The 23598-nt window shown below is 60.7% G+C and carries 17 protein-coding genes and 2 pseudogenes; 15 read left to right on the top strand and 4 right to left on the bottom strand.

Annotated elements, in window-relative coordinates; genetic code table 11:
* The first annotated feature begins 27 nt into the window (after positions 1–27).
* Complete coding sequence (hutC, locus tag C4E04_RS12180) at positions 28–792, top strand: histidine utilization repressor (protein ID WP_245416091.1); 765 nt, start codon at positions 28–30, stop codon at positions 790–792.
* A 9-nt stretch (positions 793–801) separates the two neighbouring features.
* On the opposite strand, the gene C4E04_RS12175 is transcribed toward hutC, so the two are convergent.
* Positions 802–1167 (bottom strand): hypothetical protein, encoded by a 366-nt coding sequence (locus C4E04_RS12175; RefSeq protein WP_162559377.1) that lies wholly within the window; start codon positions 1165–1167, stop codon positions 802–804.
* Between the two features lie 194 nt (positions 1168–1361).
* On the opposite strand from C4E04_RS12175, the gene C4E04_RS12170 reads away from it, so the two are divergent.
* Entirely contained in the window at positions 1362–3038 is a 1677-nt protein-coding gene (locus tag C4E04_RS12170) for a M10 family metallopeptidase C-terminal domain-containing protein (RefSeq protein WP_162559376.1), read from the top strand.
* Positions 3039–3458: 420 nt separating this feature from the next.
* Here the strand turns inward: C4E04_RS12170 and C4E04_RS12165 are convergent, their stop codons facing one another.
* Positions 3459–4163, bottom strand: a complete 705-nt coding sequence (locus tag C4E04_RS12165) for a glutathione S-transferase N-terminal domain-containing protein (protein ID WP_109597752.1) — start codon at positions 4161–4163, stop codon at positions 3459–3461.
* A gap of 163 nt (positions 4164–4326) precedes the next feature.
* Here C4E04_RS12165 and C4E04_RS12160 point away from each other — a divergent pair, with 163 nt between their 5' ends.
* Positions 4327–5475, top strand: a complete 1149-nt coding sequence (locus C4E04_RS12160) for an amidohydrolase (RefSeq protein ID WP_109597751.1) — start codon at positions 4327–4329, stop codon at positions 5473–5475.
* Positions 5476–5499: 24 nt separating this feature from the next.
* Here C4E04_RS12160 and C4E04_RS12155 read toward each other — a convergent pair whose 3' ends face one another.
* Positions 5500–6273, bottom strand: coding sequence for a DUF2778 domain-containing protein (locus C4E04_RS12155; protein WP_245416090.1), 774 nt, complete (start codon positions 6271–6273; stop codon positions 5500–5502).
* Positions 6274–6474: 201 nt separating this feature from the next.
* On the opposite strand from C4E04_RS12155, the gene C4E04_RS21405 reads away from it, so the two are divergent.
* The 11 genes and pseudogenes from C4E04_RS21405 to C4E04_RS21740 form a co-directional block, all read left to right on the top strand.
* Positions 6475–6645: a hypothetical protein gene (locus C4E04_RS21405; protein ID WP_245416089.1), complete on the top strand. Its 171-nt coding sequence runs from the start codon at positions 6475–6477 to the stop codon at positions 6643–6645.
* A 410-nt stretch (positions 6646–7055) separates the two neighbouring features.
* The gene (locus C4E04_RS12150) at positions 7056–9050 is read left to right on the top strand and encodes a methyl-accepting chemotaxis protein (RefSeq protein ID WP_245416088.1); all 1995 of its coding nucleotides are present in this window, start codon (positions 7056–7058) and stop codon (positions 9048–9050) included.
* Between the two features lie 3 nt (positions 9051–9053).
* Positions 9054–10523, top strand: a complete 1470-nt coding sequence (locus tag C4E04_RS12145; RefSeq protein WP_109597748.1) for a chemotaxis protein CheW — start codon at positions 9054–9056, stop codon at positions 10521–10523.
* Positions 10520–11620 (top strand): chemotaxis-specific protein-glutamate methyltransferase CheB, encoded by a 1101-nt coding sequence (gene cheB, locus C4E04_RS12140; RefSeq protein ID WP_109597747.1) that lies wholly within the window; start codon positions 10520–10522, stop codon positions 11618–11620. The genes C4E04_RS12145 and cheB overlap by 4 nt, the downstream gene beginning before the upstream one ends.
* Before the next feature lie 77 nt (positions 11621–11697).
* Positions 11698–12474, top strand: a complete 777-nt coding sequence (locus tag C4E04_RS12135) for a protein-glutamate O-methyltransferase CheR (protein ID WP_245416321.1) — start codon at positions 11698–11700, stop codon at positions 12472–12474.
* Positions 12467–14464, top strand: a complete 1998-nt coding sequence (locus C4E04_RS12130) for a chemotaxis protein CheA (protein WP_109597746.1) — start codon at positions 12467–12469, stop codon at positions 14462–14464. The genes C4E04_RS12135 and C4E04_RS12130 overlap by 8 nt, the downstream gene beginning before the upstream one ends.
* Positions 14461–14703: a hypothetical protein gene (locus C4E04_RS12125; protein ID WP_109597745.1), complete on the top strand. Its 243-nt coding sequence runs from the start codon at positions 14461–14463 to the stop codon at positions 14701–14703. The genes C4E04_RS12130 and C4E04_RS12125 overlap by 4 nt, the downstream gene beginning before the upstream one ends.
* Before the next feature lie 129 nt (positions 14704–14832).
* Positions 14833–15216, top strand: coding sequence for a response regulator transcription factor (locus C4E04_RS12120; RefSeq protein ID WP_109597744.1), 384 nt, complete (start codon positions 14833–14835; stop codon positions 15214–15216).
* A 53-nt stretch (positions 15217–15269) separates the two neighbouring features.
* Positions 15270–15914: a chemotaxis protein CheX gene (locus C4E04_RS12115; RefSeq protein WP_109601066.1), complete on the top strand. Its 645-nt coding sequence runs from the start codon at positions 15270–15272 to the stop codon at positions 15912–15914.
* Positions 15915–15918: 4 nt separating this feature from the next.
* A pseudogene (locus C4E04_RS21745) lies at positions 15919–16629 on the top strand (PAS domain-containing protein); the annotation flags it as partial.
* A 69-nt stretch (positions 16630–16698) separates the two neighbouring features.
* A pseudogene (locus C4E04_RS21740) lies at positions 16699–17913 on the top strand (ATP-binding protein); the annotation flags it as partial.
* A 636-nt stretch (positions 17914–18549) separates the two neighbouring features.
* Here the strand turns inward: C4E04_RS21740 and uvrA are convergent.
* On the bottom strand, positions 18550–21534 hold the full coding sequence (gene uvrA / locus C4E04_RS12105) for an excinuclease ABC subunit UvrA (RefSeq protein ID WP_109597743.1): 2985 nt from the start codon (positions 21532–21534) through the stop codon (positions 18550–18552).
* Positions 21535–21800: 266 nt separating this feature from the next.
* Between uvrA and C4E04_RS12100 the strand changes: the two genes are divergently transcribed.
* Positions 21801–23483 carry a M10 family metallopeptidase C-terminal domain-containing protein gene (locus tag C4E04_RS12100; RefSeq protein ID WP_109597741.1) on the top strand — a complete coding sequence of 561 codons (1683 nt, stop codon included), beginning with the start codon at positions 21801–21803 and terminating at the stop codon, positions 23481–23483.
* Positions 23484–23598: the final 115 nt, after the last annotated feature.

Genomic DNA, 23598 nt, shown 5'->3' with positions numbered 1-23598 from the left:
GTGATCGCTGACGGCGAGGATCGGCGCATGAGCGGCGCAGACATGGCGAAGATCGAGTCCTCCGGCGGGAAACATCTCTACCAGAGGATCCGGGACGATATCGAGGCGCGGATCATGTCCGGCGAGTGGCCGCCGGGCCACCGGGTGCCATTCGAGCACGAGCTGATGGCCGAATACGGTTGCTCGCGCATGACCGTGAACAAGGTGCTTTCGACCCTAGCCGCTAACGGGCTCATCACCCGCCGCCGGCGCGCGGGCTCCATCGTGGCGGAGCCCAGCAAGGAGCGGGCAGTCCTGGAGATTCAAGATTTCGCCCTGGAGGCTGCCCGCACCGGAACGACCTATCGCTTCAAGATCCTGCGCCGGACGATCGAGCCTCTCGATGCCGCGGCGGCGCAACGCACCGGCTTGCCCGCCGGCACCGAGATGCTGTCCCTGACGACCCTGCATCTGATGGACGAGGTGCCGGGCGCCTATGAGCAGAGGCTGATCAATCTTGCGACGGTGCCCGAGGCGGCGGACGAGACATTCGCCAAGGATCCTCCCGGCACGTGGCTTCTGCGGCGCGTGCCCTGGACGGACGCCGAACATGTGGTACGCGCCATGAGTGCGGATAGCGCCCTTGCCAAGCGGCTGCAGATCCAGACCGGCGCCGCCTGCCTGGTCCTGGAACGCCGTACCTGGCAGGCCGGGGCCTTCGTGACCGAGGCACGCATCGCCTATCCAGGCGACCGGCATCATTTGGTGGGTCGTTTCTCGCCTGCCACGCCGGGGGCGACTGCCGGGCCGTGAGGAGCCGCCTCATTTAAGCGGAATCTCTCCGCCGATCTCGACGCGGCCGCTCGCCTTATCCATGAGGCATACGCTGGCGACGGGCGGTTTCTTATCTTTACCCGAGGTGCGCCGTGTGAGGATGGCCAGCGCGTAGCTCTCAGACCCGAAGGGATCGATGGCCACTTCCACCTGCCCAAGACCCATTATCTTCGCCTGGGCGAGGCAACCCTGCCGCAGCTTGTCCCGCATCGCCTGCCACGCATCGTCGGAACTTGCCCCAACGGGTGTTGCGAGGAGGCATGCGCCGAGGAGGAGGGCGGCGCTCTTTATGAAGTTTGGGCGAAGGCATCGTTTCATCTGCGCAGTGGAAATCACAGCATTCCTAAGAGCCAAGTTTCTCTCCCCATGAACCAGGCTGTCCAGTCTGCAGTGCTTCGCGACCTGTGACGATTCGAGGGAGACACTGCAAGGAAAACGCCCGCGTGGACAGGCCCTGCGACGACTTGCAGACGTGCGGTTGCGCACGGAATGACATTTCAGGTAATGAAATATCATAGAACATCACTTTCGTGCTGGAGAAGCAGACGATGGCTACTCTTAAGAACGTTGCCGGAAGCGGCTACGGAAACCTCTATGTCGATTCGCTGATCTGGGGCGGCAAGGCTTGGGACGTGTCCCAGGAGCCGCTCCTCGTCTTTTTCGGCGAAAATTCCAACTTTGATGCCGCGAGAACTGTGCATCCTGCGTTTCCGAACGATTGGTACTCGGACGGGTCTTTCCGTACCAGCTGGTACGATATTTATAAGGATACCTTTGCTGAGGTTGCCGGTGTTTATGCGAGCGTGGCCAATATTCCGTTCGCCATGCCCGACGATGTCCAGGACGCCAACATCGTCTGGTGGTGGTATGGAGGAATGGGCAATGTGGCCGGATGGCATGAATCCCCGGACCAGAGCGAGGATTACAGCCAACGTTGGGGCATCTTCAACAGCTTCTCACCGGGTGGATTCAAGCATGGCGGCCAGGTCCGGTCGACCATCATTCACGAGATTGGGATCGGTCTAGGGCTGGCACCGTCCCATAGCGGGGGCGTGTTGGGCGATGCGACGTCATTCCCCGGTGTACATGCACCCAACGACCTGGGCGATTTCGGCCTGAACCAGACCGTCTATACCATCATGTCGGACAATGACGGCCTCAACACGGCTCCGCCCGATGCTGAGAAAGGGCAGTATGGCTACCAGGGCGGTCTCGGTGCCTTCGATATCGCGGCGTTGCAGGCTCTCTACGGCCCTAACATGACCACCGCCGCCGGCAACGACGTCTATACCCTGCCGACCGCGAATGTACCCGGCACGGGCTGGTCCTCGATCTGGGATGCGGGCGGCACGGACACCATCAGCGCGGCAGGCTCGACGGCCGGCGTGACGATCGACCTGCGGGCCGCCAGCCTGCAGCAGGGCGATCCGCATGCAGGCGGTTACATCTCGGCACAGAAAGGCATCTCAGGCGGATTTACCATTGCCAATGGCGTGGTCATCGAGAACGCCACCGGCAGCGCGTTCGACGACACGCTGATCGGGAACAGCGCGACCAACATCCTCGACGGCGGAGCCGGCAACGATACGTACTATGTCGATTCACCGAACGACGTCGTGATCGACTCGGGCGGCACCGACACCGTCTACGCAACCTTCGATTTCGCGGACCCGGCGATCGAGAAGGTGTATGTGAACGGGGTTTTGAAGTCGGGCACCGCTCCCGGGCCGGGCACGAATCCTGGAGCGGGCAATGGCTCCGGCTCGGGCGGTCAGCCGGTTGTCAACGGCTATCGCGTCCTCACGGGAGGCTCCAAGAACGATGCCCTGATCGGTCAGGGCGGCAACGATAAGCTTTATGGCGGGCTCGGTAAGGATGTGCTGACCGGCGGGGCGGGCAAGGACATCTTCGTGTTCAACACCAAGCCCAGCAAGGCCAATATGGACAAGATCACGGACTTTTCCGTGAAGGACGACACGATCTGGCTCGACAATAAGTACATGGCCAAGCTCGGCAAGGGCACGGAGACAAAGCCGGGTAAGCTCAACAAGGGCTTCTTCACCCTCGGCTCCAAGGCCAAGGACAAGAACGATTACCTGATCTACGACAACAAGAAGGGCGTGCTTTTCTATGATTCCGATGGCTCAGGCAGTCACAAGGCGGTCGAGCTTGCCACGCTCAAGAAGGGCCTCAAAATGACCTATCACGACTTCATGGTCATTTGAGCAAAGGGAACTCCGAGATCCATGCCGGCTCTGCTCCTCCATGGATCTTAAGTGTTTGCGTAATGACCCCGGCAGCGCATTCCTACTCTCCTCCCCCTTGCGGGGAGGAGATGGAGGCGAGGGCACGAGCACCAAGATTCCAGGACATGGCGCCTCATGCCACTACACGGGCACAAGGAGAAGAATCACGTCGAGCTTCGCCCCCGTCTTGTTCCGTCGGTCTTGGCTGCTTGCCCTAAAGCATCGGACCCAAAAGTGGATTTGCACTTTTGGGACTCATCCGATGCTTTCTCTTTGGGTAAGAGCATCGTTGACGCGGAAAACCGGGTCCACTTTTCCGCACGATGCTCTAGTCCTGGTCAGCTCTCGCGGATCGAGGTCCGCTTCCGAAGAAGCGGGCCCGGATGGTTCGAAGAAGGCTTAGGAGCGCTTCGGGATGTCGAGCCCCCGCTGCACGGCGGGGCGGGCGAGGCCGCGTTCCAGCCAGGCAGGGACATTGGCGAGAGCGTCGAACTCCACGAGTTCACGCGCGCCGTAAAAGCCGACGAGGTTGCGCACCCAGCCGAGGAGCGAGATGTCCGCGATGGTGTAGTCCGCTCCCATGATCCACTCGCGTCCTTCGAGCCGCTTATCGAGCACGCCGAGCAGACGCTTCGATTCGGCGCGATAGCGCTCGAGGGGACGCTTGTCCTCGATCTCGCGGCCCGCGAACTTATGGAAATAGCCGAGCTGGCCGAACATCGGGCCTACAGCCGCCATCTGGAAGAACACCCATTGGATGGTCTCGTAGCGCAGGGCCGGATCGGTCGGCAGGAGCTTGCCGGTCTTCTCCGCGAGATAGAGCAGGATCGCGCCGGATTCGAACAGGGCGAGCGGCTTGCCGCCGGGACCGTCGGGATCGAGAATCGCCGGAATCTTGCCATTCGGGTTGAGCGAGAGAAACTCGGGTGTCCAGGTTTCGTCCTTGCCGATCTCGATGAGGTGCGGCTCGTATGGGAGACCGATTTCCTCAAGGGCAATCGAGACCTTCACGCCGTTCGGCGTCGGCAGGGAATAAAGCTGGAGGCGGTCAGGATGCTGGGCGGGCCAGCGTTTGGTGATGGGGAAGGCGGACAGGTCTGTCATCCGAGACTCCGAATTGGGTGGCACCATCCGGGACGAACGGGCCTCCGAGGTCAAGTGACGAAAATGCAAACCCCGCTGGCGTTTCGGAATACGGGGCCGCGCCGGTGGAGTTGCGGGGGGTCGGTGCCGGCCATACCCTTCGCGCAAGCTGGGAGATGACCGCATGTTCCTCACGAACCAGGATGTGATCGAGCTGACCGCGTGGCGACGCAGGCTCCACCAGATGCCCGAATTGTCGGGCGAGGAGGCCGCGACTGCCCGGGAAGTCGAGGCGTTCCTTGCTTCCGCTGGCGCTGACCGAATCGTGACGGGCCTCGGCGGGCATGGGGTCGCGGCGATCTACGAGGGCCGGGAGCCTGGGCCTTCCGTCATGATCCGCGCGGAGCTCGACGGGCTGCCGATCGAGGAGATTGCCGACATCCCGCATCGCTCCACCACGCCCGGCAAGGCGCACCTGTGCGGACACGATGGGCACATGGCGATCCTGGCCGCCCTGGCGCGGGGCCTCGGCCGCAATCGCCCACAGCGCGGGCGCGCCATCCTGATGTTCCAGCCGGCCGAGGAGAACGGCGCCGGAGCCGCCGCCGTGGTGGCCGATCCGCGCTATTCCGAGATCACGCCGGATTTCGCCTTCGCGCTGCACAATTTGCCCGGCCTGCCGCTGGGAAAGGCGGCGCTGATCGCCGGACCCGTGAGTTGCGCCTCCCGAGGCATGCGTATTGTCCTGACCGGTAAGACCGCCCATGCGTCCATGCCGGAATTCGGCCTCTCGCCGGTCGAGGCTGTTGCGGCTCTCATGCCGGCACTGACGGCTCTGGGCCGAGGAGGCCCCCTGGATGAGGGCTTTACGATGGTGACCGTCACCCATGCCCGGGTAGGCGAGCCAGCCTTCGGCATCGCGCCCGGTCGTGCCGAGATTTGGGCGACCCTTCGGACTCTCACGGATGCCGGAATGAAGAGCCTATGCGGCCGCGCCGAGGCGCTGGCCACTGAGGTTGCGAACGGCAACGGGCTCGGCCTGGAGATCACCTATCATGACGTGTTCCGCCATTGCGAGAACGCGCCCGAGGCGGTCGCCCATCTCGGTCGGGCCCTCGATGCCGAGGGCGTGCAATGGGACCAGGGCGACCTGCCCATGCGCCCTTCCGAGGATTTCGGCCATTTCGGCGACAAGGCCGCTTTGGCCATGTTCTTCCTCGGAGCGGGCGAGAACCATCCGAGCCTGCACAATCCCGATTACGACTTCCCCGACGACCTGATCGGAATCGGCGCCCGCGTCTTCATGCGGACCTTGCGCGACCTGCTGGGATAGGGCTCGATTTGTAACCGTTCCTCTTCATGTAGCCCGCGCGGACCGCTGGCGCGGGGAGGGACTGTCGACAACGCGCGGAAGCATGTCCAGCTTCTGTCCAGCTACGACGACGATGCGCTTCACCTCGCCCCTCAGGTAGGCCTGAAGGAAGCGGTCGTAATCCCGGAACGAGACGCAGCCATTCGAATCCCCGTTCGGCCCGAGCATGTAGGTATGGGCCAGGATCCCGTCGCGCCCGTGGATGGCGGCGCTGCCGCCCACGGGCGTCATGCGCAGGGCGCGTACACCGTGGAACAGCTTTTCGCGCTCAGTGAGGACGTAGGTCCCGGGTGGCGTGGCGCCGCGCATCCGCACATGCACGAAGCGCGGATCGTCGAGCTTGTCGCCGAGGCCAGAATGGGCCTCGAGCCGCTCGCCGTTCGGCATGATGACGATCTTGGCGCTGATATCGTACACGGCGGTCCCTGTACCAGGCGACACCCCGGGGTTCGGGTTGAAGCTGGCGCGCGGTGCGATGCTGCCGGTGCCGTTTTCCAATGCCGCATAGCCGAGCGCGGATTCGGGTGGAGAAGGCTTCTTTATGCCGAAGAGCCGCTCGATGAAGGAGGGGTTGTTGGTCGCCTCTTCCGCCCGGGCTGGGCGTGAGGGCGCTGCGCTCGCGAGGGCTGCGCCGCGAGTCGGCCCGGCGGGCGTGCGAACGGCCTGTGCAGGCTCGGTGGGGCGTGGCACCCGCAAATCGGCCGGTCGTGGCACCGGCAAGGGCGCGATCACAGGCGGATCTGCTTGCGCGACCCTCATGGGCGGGACCGGGGGGAGCGGCTGCGGCTGGACTTCCGGCGCGGATGCCACGGCCTGGGCCGCTTGCCGCGCAGTAGATGCGCTGAAAGCGGGGGCGAGGGGCGCATTCCGCGCGAAATTCAGCCGTTGAGGCGCGAGGGTAGGCTTGGGGTCAATCAATGCCTGGTCATACGTCCTCACCGGGACGGCGGGGGCGGCCTCTTGAACGCTTGTCTTGACGGCCGGACCTGGCGCCGGGACGGCCATGTCCTGCGCCGTGCGGCCGCTCAGAAATGCCACGGGACCAGCGGCAAGCGCCAGGAGCGCAGCAAACGGGAGAGCAACCGTCAGAAGAGGATTCCGCTGCCTGCGGCGCCGAACGCGGCCGCCTGACGGATAGGAGATGTGCACCATGGCGAACTCTACGCAACACGCCGCTGCGCAAGGCTGCCGGCCAACGATGAGGCCGGAGCACGCCGCCCGGACGGACGGCGCACCGGGAGTGCCTTGCGCAGAAAGACATTTCGATGGCGCCTATGAAACGACGTTTTGGTTAAAGGACGGATAATCGGCCCCGCGACAAACGTGCGCCGGCGCACGGGGCGCCTATACATAGTATTACGCCCTGATCTCCGTATTCACTGATTGTGAATTTAATAATGGCGAGGGAGGATTATATGCCGAGAAAATTCTAACATGCGGCTTTTGCTGGCATAAATCCAAGGGATGCCTTGCCGGGACGTGATCCGCAATTATAAATGGCAGATCTTCTCTTTTCCGTTTCGACGAAGCTGGCGGATGGCTTGGCGGTCGAGACGGCATTCCCGTACAGCGCGAACAAATCTCAAGGGATCTCTATGCCACTGGTCAAGACGTCCGAGCTTCCGGGCAAGAGGCCCACGCGCCCGCCGGGCGACGAAGCGCCTGTAGCAAACATACCTACAGGGCGAGGAGTAACCTCCCAACGCCGGACCCTTGAACGAGCTAAGGCGCGGAGGCTGCAGGCCGCCGAGCGCATTGGGGCTGCGACGGAGGAATTGGCGAGCGGTGTTGCCGAGTCTTCGTCCGCGGCAGAGGAACTTCGGCGCTCCATGGAGCAAATTGCGAGCGGGGCCGAGGAGGCAGCCGGAGCCTCACAGCAATCCCTCTCTGCCATCCTGAACCTGAGCGCGTCCTTTGCGGATGCACGGACGCATGCCGAAGCCATTCAGACGAGAACAGCAGGTCTTCAGAGTCTTCTGATCGAGACAGGGGCCCAAATCGATGCTTCTGTCGCCGCCGTCGAGACCAATGCGACCCGTCAACGGACGATGGTCGAAATCGTGTCGCTTCTTGAGAAGCGAGCTACCGAGATCGGTGAGATTACTAACGCGGTCGGAGAAATTTCCGACCAGACGAATCTTCTGGCCCTGAATGCGGCGATTGAAGCTGCCCGGGCCGGAGAGGGCGGGCGCGGCTTTGCGGTTGTTGCCGACGAGGTCCGCGCGCTTGCCGGCGCGTCGGAGAAAAGTGCGCAGGATATTCAGGTACTCGCGGAAGGTATCGGCAACGAAGTTCGCTCCGTCGCAGAGCGCATCAGGACCGGGGCAGAAACCGCATCCGGTGAAGCCCAGATCGGTCGCGCCGTTGTGACTGCTCTCGACAAGATCCGCAACGATGTGTCCCGTTTGGCCAAGGGAAGCCAAGCGATTCTCCTTACGGCCGTCGAAGCTGAGACTGCCATCCGAGAGGCCCAACGGGGCGCGGAGCAGGTCGCCAGTGCGGCCGAGGAACAGGCTGCGGCCGCGGCCGAGGCACAGCGTGCCGTTCAACAGCAGAGTATATCGCTCGATCAAAGCCAGCAGACCGCACAGGCCTTGGCCGCTCTCGCAGACGATCTCCAAGGTGGCGCCGCAGGGTCATCTAGTGCAGAGCAGGTCGGGTCCGCCGCCGAGGAGCTGTCAGCTGCAATCCAGGAACTCTCAGGAGCCGCCGGTGAGATCATGGCGGCCGTCGATCAAATCAGTCGAGGGGCTCAGATGCAGGCAGCGGCCACGCAACAGGCCAACGCCGCCATGGAGCAGATCGAGCGGGCAACGGCTGCATCGCGGGACGTATCCAGCACTGCGGTCGAGCGTATCGAGGCTCTCGCGGTCGATCTACAGGACAACCGTACCGCAACAATGAGACTGGCGGCTGGTGTCGAGGAGGCTCTGAAGGATACGCAGGCCGTGATCAAGTTGATGGGTGGCCTGGACGAATCCGGCCGCCGGATTGAGAAGATCGTTGACGGCATTGCCCTTGTAGCGGTCCAGACGAACATGCTGGCTGTAAGCGGTTCCATCGAAGCTGCTCGGACAGGCGAGGCTGGCCGTGGCTTTGCGATCGTGTCCGGCGATATCCGCAATCTAGCGCGAGACGCTTCCGAAAACGCGGACCGGATCAAGGATGTCGTTCGCCAGATCCGCGATCAGATCGCCATCGTCAGGCGTGACCTAGAGCAAAGTGCTGCAATTACACAGGCTGAGGCAGCTAGGAATGCCCTGATCGCCGAAAGGCTCGGGGCTGTGGAAGCGGATATCCATGCCCTCCGTCAGGGCAGCACCGCCATTCTATCCGGCTCTGAAGCGATCCTAACGGCAGTGCGTGAGGTTCGGCTCGGCACTCAGCAGGTTGCGGCAGTTGCCGAGCAGGCTGGGAGTGCCGCCGCACAGGCCGCCACCGCAGCACGCCAACAGGCACGGGGCGCCGAGGATCTGGCCGCTGCGATCGAGGAGATCGCCTCCCTGACGGACGAGCTCCAGACGGTGGAGTCGTAGCGCATGAGCGAGGCGGCCTCGTCGGCTGTCACACAGTCGTTTCTAACGGTACACGTAGGGGATGAACGTTTCGCTTTCCCAACGTCTGATATCGCCGAGGTTATCCGTCCCCCGGCCGTGACCCGCGTTCCTCTCGGGCCGCCAAGCCTGCTCGGCGTGGCGAATCTTCGAGGGGCCGTGATGCCAGTGATATCACTGCGCGGCCTTCTTGGGCAGGAAGGAGGCCCCTCCTCTAAGTCACGTGTCGTGGTGATCGACCGAGGCGATCCAGTCGGACTCCTGATCGACAAAGTAGCCTCGCTTGGGAGGGCCGCTCTTGCTTCTGAAGACGCGGCTACAGATCGCGAAGGCCTCGCGCCCGTTAGAATGGTGGATCTGGACACACTACTGGCTAAGGATTTTTATCGCTTCGCCCACCGGCCTCACCGCAAGCGATCCTCAGCTGTGCATGGACTTCACGAGCAGGATAGTGCAGTCCAAAACAAGGTTGCTCTCGTGTGCTTTGCCGTAGCCGGACAGGATTTCGCGCTGCCGCTTGCCTCCATTCTTGAAGTGGTCACCCTGCCAGAGGATATCGCGGCAGTTCCGCAGACGGATTCGGTTATGTTGGGCGTGATCGCGCTACGTGGGCAGTTGCTGCCGTTGGTGTCATTGCGTGAGCTTCTCGGTCTTCGGAAAGCTGGACCGCAATCCGGCGGCAAGACCAGGGTCGTCGTGGCGCGGGTCGGCAAGGGGCTTGTCGGACTTTCCATAGACGGAATGAGAGAAATTCTCCAGCTTCCCGAAGGCGCGGTTGATCCCGTTCCGACGATCCTGACACGAGGGAATACAGAGGCTCAGATCCAGGGCATATGTCGCCTCGAGAATGGACGGCGGCTGGTCTCTGTGCTGTCCACCGAGCATCTTTTCAAGGATCGCCCTCTAGTAGAGCAGATCGTATCTCAAACGGAGCAGAACCAGGATATGAGTAGAGACGCCGGACCTTCGGTGGCCGACGAGCAGTTCATCATCTTCCGCTTGGGAGGTGAAGAATACGGGCTGCCTATCGGGTCCGTCGATGAAGTGGTCCGCGTACCCGACACGCTGACGCCTCTACCCAAGGCTCCTGCCTTCATCGAGGGCGTGATGAACTTGCGGGGGAATGTCGTTCCCGTGATCGATCAGCGACGGCGCTTCAATCTCGACGGAGAGGGGGAGCGGCGGCGGGAGCGTATCGTCGTCGTGAGGATCGACCAGATGCAGGCGGGGTTCATCGTCGACGCCGTGTCGGACGTTATCAGCATACCGCGAGACCAGCTTCGTCCAACCCCGGACTTGGCAGCGGACGGGAGCGAAGTGATCGACCGCATTGCCAACATTGAAGTTGAAGACAGAATGATCCTTCTGCTCAACCCGCGGGAGCTGCTCGATAGAGCCGAGAAGGATCTGCTCGCAGCCATGTGTGAGGAAGCCTCGGAGCGGCCCCCTTCGTGACCCGGCTGCTCATCGTCGACGACTCTCCCTTGATGCGGCGCCTCCTCGGAGGGATATTCACCGCTGAGGGAGATTTCGAGATTGCCTTCGCTCGCAATGGTATCGAAGCATTGGAGCAGCTGACGGCTTTCAAGCCAGATGTCATCACGCTTGATGTGAACATGCCCGAGATGGATGGGCTCACCTGTCTTGACCGGATCATGCTCGAGCGCCCATGTCCCGTGGTGATGGTCTCCTCTCTCACGGAGGCCGGCGCCAGCACGACTCTTGAAGCCTTCGAGCTTGGAGCCGTCGACTTCATCACAAAGCCTGACCGAGCCATCTCGCTGGAAATCGACACTCTCGCCCCTAAGATTGTCGGGACGGTTCGGGCCGCATCACGGGCTCGACTGCCCAGCAGCCTCAGACTGGCTGAGCGGGTCAGGCTGCGCAGTGGTTTGGAATATCGGCCCCACTCCGCATTGCCACGGCTCCCTGCAACTGAAGCGCTCCCTAGACGGCAGATCAAGTTTGCACCGGCTCATGGTGTTGTATTGATCGGGGCCTCTACGGGGGGGCCGCCGGCACTGGATACCGTGCTGTCCCAGCTGCCAGCCCGCTTCCCATGGCCCGTCGTGGTGGCGCAGCACATGCCGAGCTCTTTCACGGGCCCCTTGGCGCGTCGGCTCGATAAGTTGTGCGCTCTGACAGTAATAGAAGTGGCTCATCCGATGCCGCTTGCTCCCGGCTACATCTATATCGGCCGGGGCGATGCGGATGTCATCATCGGCAACCGTCCAAATGGCCCGCTGGTTCTGGCAGCCCCCTCGCTGCCGGAGCATCGATGGCACCCGAGCGTTGATCGACTGGTGGATAGCGCCATGCAGCATTTCGCAGCCGAGCGATTGCTCGGTGTGCTGATGACCGGGATGGGCAGCGATGGCGCTGAGGCCATGACGCGCCTGAAGGGAGAAGGCGGTCGCACCATCGCAGAAGCGGAAGAGAGCGCTGTCGTGTGGGGAATGCCAGGCGAGCTCGTTCGGCGCGGCGGCGCACAGGTCATTGCTCCATTAGAGCGGATCGCCGATCAGATCATGGGAATGGTAGGCCGCTCGTGAGTAGATCGCGCAAAGCAGAATCGCTGACGCCAGATGAGATCCGCCGTCTTTGTCAGTTCCTGCATCGCAGCACAGGTATGATCTTCGGCGAAAGCAAGCGGTACTATATCGAACGGCGCATCGCTGAACGCATGACGGCGACCGGAACACGCACATTCTCCGCCTATTTCACGTGTCTTGAGTCCGACGAGGAAGAAGTCGAGCAACTGATCAACGCATTTACGGTGAACGAAACCTATTTTTACCGTGAAGAGCACCAGCTCCGTTGTCTGAGCCGCTCGCTCTTGCCCAGTATCGTACAGGGCAGGCAACCGGGGGATCTGGTGCGGATCTGGTCGGCTCCGTGCTCGACCGGCGAGGAGCCCTATTCCATTGCCATCTGGCTGCTCGAGAACTGGCCTATGGTCGATGCCTATCATATTGAGATTGTTGGCTCCGACATTGACACACAGGCCCTCGCGGCCGCCCAAGCTGGATATTACGGCGAGCGTGCCCTTTCGCGACTACCCACCGATGTCATCGCCCGCTATTTCGAACCTGCCCGGAGCGGCCAGCGCAGGCTGATCCAGGATATGCGGGAGTCGGTGAAGTTCACGTCCACCAATCTGGTCAATTCCGTTTCCGTCGCCGCGCAAGGCCATTTCGATATTATCTTCTGCCGCAACGTCCTCATTTATTTCGATGACTCCTCCCGGCTCCTAGCAGTCAGCAATCTTTACAACTCCCTGAATCCCGGAGGTTACATTTGTCTCGGTCATACTGAGTCGATGAGTCGAATCTCTAAGCGCTTCGACCTTTGCCGCTTCGACGACGCGGTTGTCTATCAACGGCCCGGGAGCAACCGCGATGGATGATCTTCTCAAGCACTTCATCACCGAAGCGCATGAGCTCATCCAGCAGGCAACGGATGACCTCTTGGCTCTAGAGCGCGATCCTCAGGCGGCCGCGACTATGAACAGTGCATTTCGAGCCGTTCATACCCTTAAGGGTTCAGTCGGCCTTTTCGATTTTGCGCCCATGGGGCTTGCGCTTCATGCCGCGGAGGACCTGCTAGGCGCTCTGAAGGAGAAGCGAACCAGCATTGATACCCACGCGATAGACATCCTCCTCACATGTCTTGGTCAGATAGAGCGATGGGTCGCCGAGATTGAACAGGCAGGGCAGCTCCCGACAGGTGCCGCGGACGAAGGCTACCGCTTAGCAAGAGCTTTGCGCTCCCTTCTCGACGAGCCTCCCATACAGACGGCTGTCGCGATCCCAGAAGCTGAACACGAGTGGATTAAGGAGCTTTTCACGCAGGAGAGCCGCAATCTAGTAGGCTTGAGGCCACAGAATGCTCCCATTGTGGCAATCCGGTACATACCGCGCATCGATAGTTTTTTTGCCGGTGACGACCCGATTGCCCTCCTGCGATCAGTTCCGGATCTCCTGGCGCTCCGAGTGAAGAACCGGGACCCTTGGCCACCTGCTGCAGAGTTTGACCCGTTCGCCTGCAATCTGCGTTTCGAGGCACTCACCGGTGCCGAAATAGAGAGCGTCAAGGCAGTATTCCGATTTGTCCCGGATCAAGTCGTCATTCATGAGATCACCCGATCTGTCGAAAGCGAAGTCCTCGGCACAGTCCTCAATGAAGCGGCATCTAGGATCTCGATCGGTTCAACCGAAACGGCTGGTACGCGGACTCTCCGGGTCGATGCGACCCGGATCGACAGGTTGGCCGATCTCATCGGTGAAATGGTCATTGCCAAGAATGCACTGGGACACCTTGCAGGGCAGATCAGCGACGGGCTGGATGGAAAGCATCTTGCGCAGAGCCTGCTAGCGAACCACGCCGCCATCGAGCGCCTCGTAACCGAAATGCACGGGGCTGTCATGAATGTTCGCATGATGCCTATGCGGGATATCTTCCGGCGCTTCCCGCGTGCGGTGCGTGAGATCGCAGGACAGCTGGGCAGGGCAATCGATTTTACCATGGAAGGCGAGGAGGTTCAGGCGGATAAGGCTATCGTAGAAGGTCTTTTCGAGCCTCTCCTGCATCTTCTCCGCAATGCTGTTGGCCATGGCGCGGAGCCCGAACATCTCCGCGTAGAGGCTGGAAAGTCAGCAAAAACTAGAATCGTGCTGCGGGCGCTCCGTGATGGCGACCGTGTTAGGGTCGAGGTCGAGGACGATGGGCGCGGCGTCGACCCGGCGACGATCCGAGAGACGGCGCGCCAACGCGGCATCTCTTCGGAAGAGAATCTTGATCGCTTGAGCGATGCCGAAGTCGTCAATCTGATCTTCGCTCCGGGTTTCTCGACAGCCTCGGAGGTGACCGACCTGTCGGGCCGGGGAGTGGGTATGGATGCCGTTCGCTCTGCAGTAGAGCGCCTGGGCGGCCAAACCAATGTCCGGAGCCTGCAGGGTCGAGGCACGACGATCTCACTGTCGCTTCCGTCGACAATTGTCATGACGAAGGTCATGGTTGTGCGGCTTGCCAACGAACTCTACGGCATTCCTCTCGATGGGATTATCGAGACGACATTCGTGCCGAGCTCCCGTATTCTCGCCATTGGGACATCTGAGGCCTTTGTCCTGCGGGACAAGACACTTCCCCTCCTGAGGCTTGCTGACCTTCTGGAGGTGCCGCGCCTCTCGGTACCGTCCCAGGTCCTGAAAGTCATGGTGATGGCACTTGGCGACGAATTGGTCGGGATTGCAGTGGATGGATTTGACCAGAGGATGGACGTTCTAATGCGACCTATGACGGGTATTCTCGCGGGAATGCCTGGCGTCATCGGGACGACGTTGCTCGGCGACGGCAAAGTCCTCATGATTCTCGATGTTCCGGAGCTAATCAGATGAGCGTACGTCTGGATGGCAATATTATCCATCTAGAGGAGGACTGTCGCGTTGAGGATGCGGAACCATTGCTGGGCTGGCTCCAGGCAGATCAAGCGAGGATCGTGGATCTAACGGAAGTCCGGCATATCCACACGGCTGTGCTGCAAATTTTGATGGCTTTTCGGCCCGCCATCAGGGGAACGACCAAGGATACCTTTCTTCGAGACTGGATTTTCCCCGCTTTGGCAGGCGGGAAATGAGCCAAATCAGAGCCGCAGACGGGCTAAAAAGTTGTTATTCTTTCAGTATCCTCTAAAAGAGGCACCTAGCCCATCTCCTCCATACTTAACTGGTCGTTCCGGGCGGTTTATGCCTAGCGGGGTATCCGAGTGGCAATAACGGTTCTAATTATTGACGATAGCAAGCTTGCGCGCATCGTAGCAGCCAAGACTTTGGCTGCGCTCCAGCCCGAATGGGACAGGATAGAAGCCGGCAATGCTCAAGAAGCCCTCGACACCTTAGGCAAGCGGAAGATCGATGTGGCTATGATCGATTTCAATATGCCTGAGATGGACGGTCTCGAGTTGGCCAAGGAGATTCGCTCTATCCATCCAACAATGCCGATTGCGGTCATTACGGCCAATATCCAGGATGAGGTGATCGCCCGTGCGCGCGAGGTGAATGCTACTTTTGTCAGCAAGCCACTGACCGAAGAGGGGTTGAGGGGATTCATTTCCGGAGCAGCCCTGCGCCTGCGGTCGAGTGCGGCATAAGGGATGTTGTTTTGGAAGCATTTGGCGATATGTCGCGGCCGAGGCATGAGATGATGGCATCAGCGATATCCGAAGTGCTGAACGAGCTGGAGCTCGATGCTCTGACTGAGCTCGTGAACATCGGTGTCAGCCGTGCCGCGTTCAGCCTCCGCGAGATGGTCGGTGAGCAGGTACATCTGTCGGTGCCGGCGGTCGAACTCGTGCATCGCGCACGGGCTATCGAGATTCTTGAAGGGCGTGAGGCCGGCCAACTCGTGGCGGTTCATCAAGTCTTCGAAGGTGATATCACAGGCCGCGCCCTGCTGATTTTTCCGGAGACCAAAAGCCTTGAACTCGTCAGAGCAGTGACCGGTGGAGAGCTTTCACTCGAAGATATCATCGAGCTGGAGCAGGAAGCTCTGGCAGAGACCGGCAACATTCTCCTAAACGGCTGCTTAGGCACGATCGCCAACATGCTCCACCGCAGCCTCAAAATGTCCCTGCCTGAAATTATTCGGGGAAAAGGAACAGAGCTCTTCAGCCTCGCGCCGCCGCTCGAGGGTAGCGACGTAGTGATGTTCCTCTATATCAACTTTACGGTCCGGCAACGGGATATCAGCGGTTACATCGTCATGCTGATGGATATTCCTTCACTGGCCGTACTCAAAAACCTACTCAGCGAGTTCATCGAACGGGCGACGGACGGGATGGCATCCTGATCACATGCATCGAATTGAAGATGAACTTCTATCGACGGTTTTCGACACCCTAGATACCGGCCTCATTGTGCTCGATGGCAGCATGCATGTGGTTGCCTGGAACTCATGGTTCGCGTCGGCAAGCGAAATCTCCTCTCAAGAGGCTTCCGGAAAACGCTTGGACGAGCTGTTTCCAGGAGCGATCTCACCCGGCCTCAAAGCAGCGATTGCGGACGTTCTGGAAACAGGTTCATCAAGACTTTTAACTCATTCCCTGCACCGTCTTCTCCTGCCGTTGCGGACACGTTCCGGGAGAGACCTTATCCATAATATCTCTGTCCGTCCGCTCGGAGCGCTGCCCCATCGCCAGTGTCTGGTGCAAATTGCTGACGTCACGGTTGCGGTTCAACGGGAACAAGTCTTACGCGAGCGCCAGAATGCGCGCTACGACGCTGTCGTGTCTAGTGCCCCAGACGCAATCCTCACCCTTGATGCGCAAGGCATCATCCAGCTTGCCAATCAATCGGCGGCTAAGGAATTCGGTTATGGAGCCCGCGATCTCGTCGGTCTGAAAATGGCTTCACTCCTGGACGAACCAGAGATGTGGAACGAGCTTTGGGCAAGTATTCTTGCAGGGGACATCATGGCCCGTCCCGTGGAGGTTATGGCGAGACGCAAGAACGGATCTGTCAGCTTTCTGGAAGTTTCCGCCGCGCGCTGGCAGAGTGACAAGCGCGTATTCGTGACAGCCATTCTCCGTAATATAAACGAGCGACGGGCATCCGAGGAGGCGTTGCGACAGCTGAACCATACCTTGGAAGAGCGCGTCCAGGAGCGGACACGAGAGCTTTTAAGGGCTGAAGATCAGCTTCGCCAGGCCCAGAAGATGGAGGCGGTCGGGCAGCTCACGGGCGGCATTGCTCACGATTTCAACAATCTCCTCGCCGGGATCGTCGGCTCCCTTGACCTCATGCAGACCCGCATCACTCAAGGCCGGACGGAGCATATTGAGCGCTATGCCAAAGCTGCAATGAGCTCGGCCCAGCGCGCTGCTGCGCTCACACATCGTCTGCTGGCCTTCGCACGTCGGCAGCCGCTTGATCCAAAGCCTGTCAATGCCAACCAGCTTATCGCCTCCATGGAGGAACTGCTCCGTCGTACCATCGGCCCATTACATGCTTTAGAGATTGTCACCGCAGGTGGGTTGTGGACGACCCTATGCGATCCCAACCAACTTGAGAGTGCCATTCTGAATCTCGCCATCAATGCGCGCGATGCCATGCCAGATGGAGGAAAGCTCACCATCGAGACGGCAAATGCCTATCTCGACGATGTCTACACGGCCTCCGAGCCCGACCTTCGGCCAGGACAATATGTGGCGATCTGCATCACGGACACAGGGACGGGAATTCCACCGGATGTCATTGCACGGGTCTTCGAACCCTTTTTCACGACGAAGCCCCTAGGCCGTGGCACGGGGCTAGGTCTCTCGATGGTCTATGGTTTCGCAAAGCAATCCGAAGGGAACGTCAAGATTTACTCAGAGGTGGGCAAAGGTACGACGATCAGGCTCTACCTGCCTCGCCACCACGGGGCAGCTCAGGAGGAACTGTCTGCAGCGTCTCTTGCTGAGGCCCCCCGTGCAGAGGCGGGCGAGACGGTGCTTGTGGTCGAGGATGAGCCGGTCATCCGTAACCTTATCGTCGAGGTCCTGCAGGATCTGGGCTATCGTGCCCTCGAAGCGCCGGATGGACCTGCGGGTCTCAAAATCCTGCAATCACGACAACATGTGGATCTGCTCGTCACGGATGTCGGTCTGCCCGGGATCAATGGGCGACAACTTGCCGATGCAGCCCGCGAGACGCGTCCTAGCCTGAAAGTCCTCTTTATCACCGGCTATGCCGAGAATGCGACACTGGCAAATGGCTTTCTCGAGCCCGGAATGGAGATGATAGCCAAGCCATTCGCAGTAGAGGCACTAGCAACTCGGATCAGAAATATGATCCAAGGTATGAGATAGGAAAACTCATTCTGAAGCAGCCTCACGTGACTTAAAAGATAGAAAAGTCTCCTGAATGTCGCTCACCATGTTGCAGCGATGAAACTCCATTAAACGTGTGTCTGGGCTCCAAGCAGCGGCAAGCTGTGGAGACATAACACTAAGCAGATGAAATCAATATGACGTTTGACGCCGGCTTTCGCAAAAAACAAATCTTATATGCATACGAATTGTTTCGTGCCCATCTCGAGAGTTATCCGCAATCTCATATGGTGATCTGGAGCTTGCTAGGAACTGAGCGACATTTGTCGTTGCGTGAGCCGCGCATTCATCGTCCATCCGGGACCTAGGTTCCGGGCACAAAGTCCGTTTTATTCCCCTTGGTCCACGGAACTAGTGGCTGATACGGGCGGAGGGCTTTCCTCCCTTCATAGGGCTCGATCGCCGTGATCTTTGGCTGCTATACGGTTCCGCCAGCCGTACCGGGGTGACTGAAACCACAAACGGAAGAGGCTTCGATTCCAACGGAATTTACTTTCTACCACGAGAGGCACACCGATTCAGACTTCCAGAGATTTTATCGGCTAAAGGTCGCATTCGCGCATACGCTCCAACTCCATCACGGTCATCATGATGGTCGCGGTGCATTCCTTTTGCTTACTCCGCCGCCTGCCGGGGTGCCTTCCTGGCCTTCTTCGAAGCTGTCTCGGCTTTCTTCGGAGCCGCCTCGGAGACCTTCTTAAGCGGCCGCCGCTCCAGCACTTCCTTCAGGAAGCGGCCGGTATGGCTCTCCGTCGACTGGGCGATGTCTTCCGGGGTGCCCTGGGCGACGATGCGGCCGCCGCCGTCGCCACCCTCGGGGCCCATGTCGATGATCCAGTCGGCGGTCTTGATGACCTCCAGATTGTGCTCGATCACCACGACGCTGTTGCCCTGCTCGACCAGCTCGTGCAGCACCTCCAGGAGCTTCGCCACGTCATGGAAGTGAAGGCCCGTGGTCGGCTCGTCGAGGATGTAGAGGGTGCGGCCCGTGGCGCGCTTGGAGAGCTCCTTGGAGAGCTTCACGCGCTGCGCCTCGCCGCCCGAAAGCGTCGTCGCCTGCTGGCCCACATGCACGTAATCGAGCCCGACGCGGGCGAGGGTCTGCATCTTCTCGCGGATCGACGGCACGGCCTTGAACAGCTCGCGCGCCTCCTCGACCGTCATGTCGAGCACGTCCGCGATGGATTTCTCGCGGTACTTCACCTCCAGCGTTTCGCGGTCGTAGCGCTTGCCCTTGCACACATCGCAGGTGACGTAGACATCGGGCAGGAAGTGCATCTCGATCTTGATGACGCCGTCACCCTGGCAGGCCTCGCAGCGGCCACCCTTCACGTTGAACGAGAAGCGCCCCGGCTGATAACCCCGCGCCTTCGCCTCGGGCAGGCCCGCGAACCATTCGCGGATCGGCGTGAAGGCGCCCACATAGGTGGCCGGGTTCGAGCGCGGCGTGCGCCCGATGGGAGACTGGTCGATGTCGATGACCTTGTCGAGATGCTCAAGGCCCTCGATGCGGTCGTGCTGTGCCGGATGCTCCAGGGCGCCGTTGAGCTTGCGCGCCACAGCCTTGTAGAGCGTGTCGATGACGAGGGTCGACTTGCCGCCCCCCGAGACGCCCGTGATGCACGTAAACGTGCCGAGCGGGATCTCGGCCGTCACGTTCTTCAGGTTATTGCCCTTCGCGCCGACCACTTTCAGCATGCGGCTCTTGTTGGGCTTGCGGCGCTTTTCCGGCACCTTCACGGAGAGTTCGCCCGTCAGGTACTTGCCCGTGAGCGATTTCGGGTTCGCCATGATCTCGGGCGGAGTGCCCTCGGCCACCACCTTACCGCCATGGATGCCCGCGCCCGGGCCGATATCGAACACGTAATCGGCCTGGAGGATCGCGTCCTCGTCGTGCTCCACGACAATCACCGTGTTGCCGAGATCGCGCAGGCGCTTCAAGGTCATGAGCAGGCGCTCGTTGTCGCGCTGGTGCAGGCCGATGGAGGGCTCGTCCAGCACATAGAGGACGCCCGTCAGGCCTGAACCAATCTGGCTCGCGAGGCGAATACGCTGGCTCTCGCCGCCCGACAGGGTGCCGGAGGAGCGCGCAAGGGTCAGATATTCCAGGCCCACATCGACCAGGAAGGTGAGGCGTTCGCGGATTTCCTTGAGGATCCGGCCGGCGATCTCGTTCTGCTTTTTCGTCAGCTTCTTGGTGAGGTCGCCGAACCAGGCATGGGCGTCCTTCACCGAAAGGGCCGTTGCATCGCCGATGTCGGAACCCGCGATCTTGACCGCAAGCGCTTCCGGCTTCAGGCGCTTTCCGCCACAGGAGGCGCAGGGCGTCTCGCTCATGAAGCGGCCGATCTCGTCGCGCGCCCAGTCGCTTTCGGTCTCCTTGTAGCGGCGCTCCAGATTGGGGATCACGCCCTCGAAGGGCTTCCTCACCTCGTAGGCGCGCAGGCCGTCGTCATAGGCCATGCGGATCGCCTCGTCGCCCGAGCCGTAGAGAATGACGTCGCGCACCTTGTCGGACAACTCACTCCAGGGCTTGGTCATGGAGCCCTTGTAGTGGCGGGTGATGGCCTCCAGCGTCTGGCCGTAATAGGGCGAGGTGGACTTCGCCCAGGGCGCGACGGCGCCGCGTTTGAGGGGCAGGCTCTCGTCGGGCACGATCAGCAGCGGGTCGATGCGCATCTCGTGGCCGATGCCGCCGCAGGTCGGGCAGGCGCCGAAGGGGTTGTTGAACGAGAACAGGCGCGGCTCGATCTCGGGGATCGTGAAGCCTGAGACCGGGCAGGCGAACTTGGACGAGAAGACGACGCGCTTCGGTTGCCCCTTCTCGTCCTTCTCGTCCGCATATTCGACGACCGCGATGCCATCTGCGAGGTCGAGCGCCGTCTCGAGCGAATCCGCCAAGCGCGCCGCGATGTCGGCCCGCACCACGATGCGGTCCACCACCACGTCGATATCGTGCTTGTACTTCTTGTCGAGGGCCGGAACCTCGTCGATGGCATAATATTCGCCGTCGATCTTCAGGCGCTGAAAGCCTTTCTTCTGGAACTCGGCGATCTCCTTGCGGTACTCGCCCTTGCGGCCTCGCACCACGGGGGCCAGGAGGAAGAGCCTCGTCTTCTCGGGCAGTTCGAGGATGCGGTCGACCATCTGGCTGACGGTCTGGCTCTCGATGGGCAGGCCCGTGGCGGGCGAATAGGGAATGCCGACCCGCGCCCAGAGAAGGCGCATGTAGTCATAGATTTCCGTGACGGTGCCGACCGTCGAGCGCGGGTTCTTGGAGGTGGTTTTCTGCTCGATGGAGATGGCCGGAGACAGGCCGTCGATCTGGTCCACGTCCGGCTTCTGCATCATCTCCAGGAACTGGCGGGCATAGGCCGAGAGCGATTCCACATAGCGCCGCTGGCCCTCGGCATAGATCGTGTCGAAGGCGAGGGACGATTTTCCTGAGCCGGACAGCCCCGTGAAGACCACGAAATTGTCCCGCGGGACCATGAGGTCGACGTTCTTGAGGTTGTGCTCCCGCGCGCCCCGGACGGAGATGACGCGCGCATCCGGGTCTCCCGCCTTCGCGCGGTTGAACAGGTCGTCGAGTTTAGCCATTGCCCGCAGTGCCTTGAATAGAGAGTGTCGGCCCTGTCAGGCCAGTCCCCGGATATGTGTTGCACCACCCGCCGGCGCAATGCGGCGGATGATTCCAGGTTCGCAATGCTAGAACAAAGAGGGTACGGAGGGCAATGGGGCGAATGGAGAAGTGCTCAGTATCATGTAATAGTACACCGTTACAATTGAGGGTGTGGATTTCGATGGGATAGTATACTATTACAAAATATATATCGGAATCCTGTCCTGTTGCGGGAAATTTGGTGATGGCTACTCTCAAGAATGTTGCCGGAAGCGGCTATGGAAATCCTTATGTCGACGCGCTGATCTGGGGCGGCAAGGCCTGGGATATGTCTCAGGAGCCGCTCTACGCCTATCTCGGGCAAGAGGACAGCGATTACCTTCTCGCTACGGCAACCGTGCACCCTGTGCTTGAAAATGGATGGTTGACGGACCCCGCTTACAGGGGGATCTGGTTCAATGACTATCAAGCACTCGCCAACGAGATCGCTGGCCTCTACTCGAGCGTAGCCAACATTACATTCTCGGGAGTGCAGGATATCCGGGACGCCAACATCGTCTGGTGGTGGTACGGAGCAATGTTGAGCGTTGCCGGGTGGCACGAGTCGCCGGACCAGAGCGAGGATTACAGCCAGCGCTGGGGGCTCTTCAACAGCACGACGCAATTTGACTTCCAATTCGGCAGCCGAAGCCGTTCGAATATGATTCACGAGATTGGGATCGGCTTAGGCTTGGCACCGTCCCATAGCGGGGGCGTGTTGGGCGATGCGACGTCATTCCCCGGTGTACATGCACCCAACGACCTGGGCGATTTCGGCCTGAACCAGACCGTCTATACCATCATGTCGGACAATGACGGCCTCAACACGGCTCCGCCCGATGCTGAGAAAGGGCAGTATGGCTACCAGGGCGGTCTCGGTGCCTTCGATATCGCGGCGTTGCAGGCTCTCTACGGCCCTAACATGACCACCGCCGCCGGCAACGACGTCTATACCCTGCCGACCGCGAATGTACCCGGCACGGGCTGGTCCTCGATCTGGGATGCGGGCGGCACGGACACCATCAGCGCGGCAGGCTCGACGGCCGGCGTGACGATCGACCTGCGGGCCGCCAGCCTGCAGCAGGGCGATCCGCATGCAGGCGGTTACATCTCGGCACAGAAAGGCATCTCAGGCGGATTTACCATTGCCAATGGCGTGGTCATCGAGAACGCCACCGGCAGCGCGTTCGACGACACGCTGATCGGGAACAGCGCGACCAACATCCTCGACGGCGGAGCCGGCAACGATACGTACTATGTCGATTCACCGAACGACGTCGTGATCGACTCGGGCGGCACCGACACCGTCTACGCAACCTTCGATTTCGCGGACCCGGCGATCGAGAAGGTGTATGTGAACGGGGTTTTGAAGTCGGGCACCGCTCCCGGGCCGGGCACGAATCCTGGAGCGGGCAATGGCTCCGGCTCGGGCGGTCAGCCGGTTGTCAACGGCTATCGCGTCCTCACGGGAGGCTCCAAGAACGATGCCCTGATCGGTCAGGGCGGCAACGATAAGCTTTATGGCGGGCTCGGTAAGGATGTGCTGACCGGCGGGGCGGGCAAGGACATCTTCGTGTTCAACACCAAGCCCAGCAAGGCCAATATGGACAAGATCACGGACTTTTCCGTGAAGGACGACACGATCTGGCTCGACAATAAGTACATGGCCAAGCTCGGCAAGGGCACGGAGACAAAGCCGGGTAAGCTCAACAAGGGCTTCTTCACCCTCGGCTCCAAGGCCAAGGACAAGAACGATTACCTGATCTACGACAACAAGAAGGGCGTGCTTTTCTATGATTCCGATGGCTCAGGCAGTCACAAGGCGGTCGAGCTTGCCACGCTCAAGAAGGGCCTCAAAATGACCTATCACGACTTCATGGTCATTTGAGGAAGATGACTCTTTGCCCGCAGCTCCACGTCAGTTTGTGGAGCGGCGGGCTTTGGCCGTTTCAGGTATAATGCCGTCAGTCTTCGATGCAGCCGGGATGTCCCGCGCCAACCAG

The organism is Microvirga sp. 17 mud 1-3 (assembly GCF_003151255.1).
Taxonomy (GTDB): domain Bacteria; phylum Pseudomonadota; class Alphaproteobacteria; order Rhizobiales; family Beijerinckiaceae; genus Microvirga.
The sequence above is the reverse complement of the archived record's forward strand: the minus strand, read 5'-3'. Positions and strand labels throughout refer to the sequence as shown.

Bases quoted from the DNA above. Each gene is read 5' to 3' on its own strand.
- C4E04_RS12165 (WP_109597752.1), bottom strand. From the start codon at position 4,163: ATGACAGACCTGTCCGCCTTCCCCATCACCAAACGCTGGCCCGCCCAG.
- C4E04_RS12135 (WP_245416321.1), top strand. From the start codon at position 11,698: ATGATCTTCGGCGAAAGCAAGCGGTACTATATCGAACGGCGCATCGCT.
- C4E04_RS12155 (WP_245416090.1), bottom strand. From the start codon at position 6,273: ATGAGGGTCGCGCAAGCAGATCCGCCTGTGATCGCGCCCTTGCCGGTG.
- C4E04_RS12130 (WP_109597746.1), top strand. From the start codon at position 12,467: ATGGATGATCTTCTCAAGCACTTCATCACCGAAGCGCATGAGCTCATC.
- C4E04_RS12100 (WP_109597741.1), top strand. From the start codon at position 21,801: ATGGCTACTCTCAAGAATGTTGCCGGAAGCGGCTATGGAAATCCTTAT.
- hutC (WP_245416091.1), top strand. From the start codon at position 28: ATGAGCGGCGCAGACATGGCGAAGATCGAGTCCTCCGGCGGGAAACAT.
- uvrA (WP_109597743.1), bottom strand. From the start codon at position 21,534: ATGGCTAAACTCGACGACCTGTTCAACCGCGCGAAGGCGGGAGACCCG.
- C4E04_RS12160 (WP_109597751.1), top strand. From the start codon at position 4,327: ATGTTCCTCACGAACCAGGATGTGATCGAGCTGACCGCGTGGCGACGC.
- C4E04_RS12125 (WP_109597745.1), top strand. From the start codon at position 14,461: ATGAGCGTACGTCTGGATGGCAATATTATCCATCTAGAGGAGGACTGT.
- C4E04_RS12145 (WP_109597748.1), top strand. From the start codon at position 9,054: ATGAGCGAGGCGGCCTCGTCGGCTGTCACACAGTCGTTTCTAACGGTA.
- C4E04_RS12115 (WP_109601066.1), top strand. From the start codon at position 15,270: ATGGCATCAGCGATATCCGAAGTGCTGAACGAGCTGGAGCTCGATGCT.
- C4E04_RS12170 (WP_162559376.1), top strand. From the start codon at position 1,362: ATGGCTACTCTTAAGAACGTTGCCGGAAGCGGCTACGGAAACCTCTAT.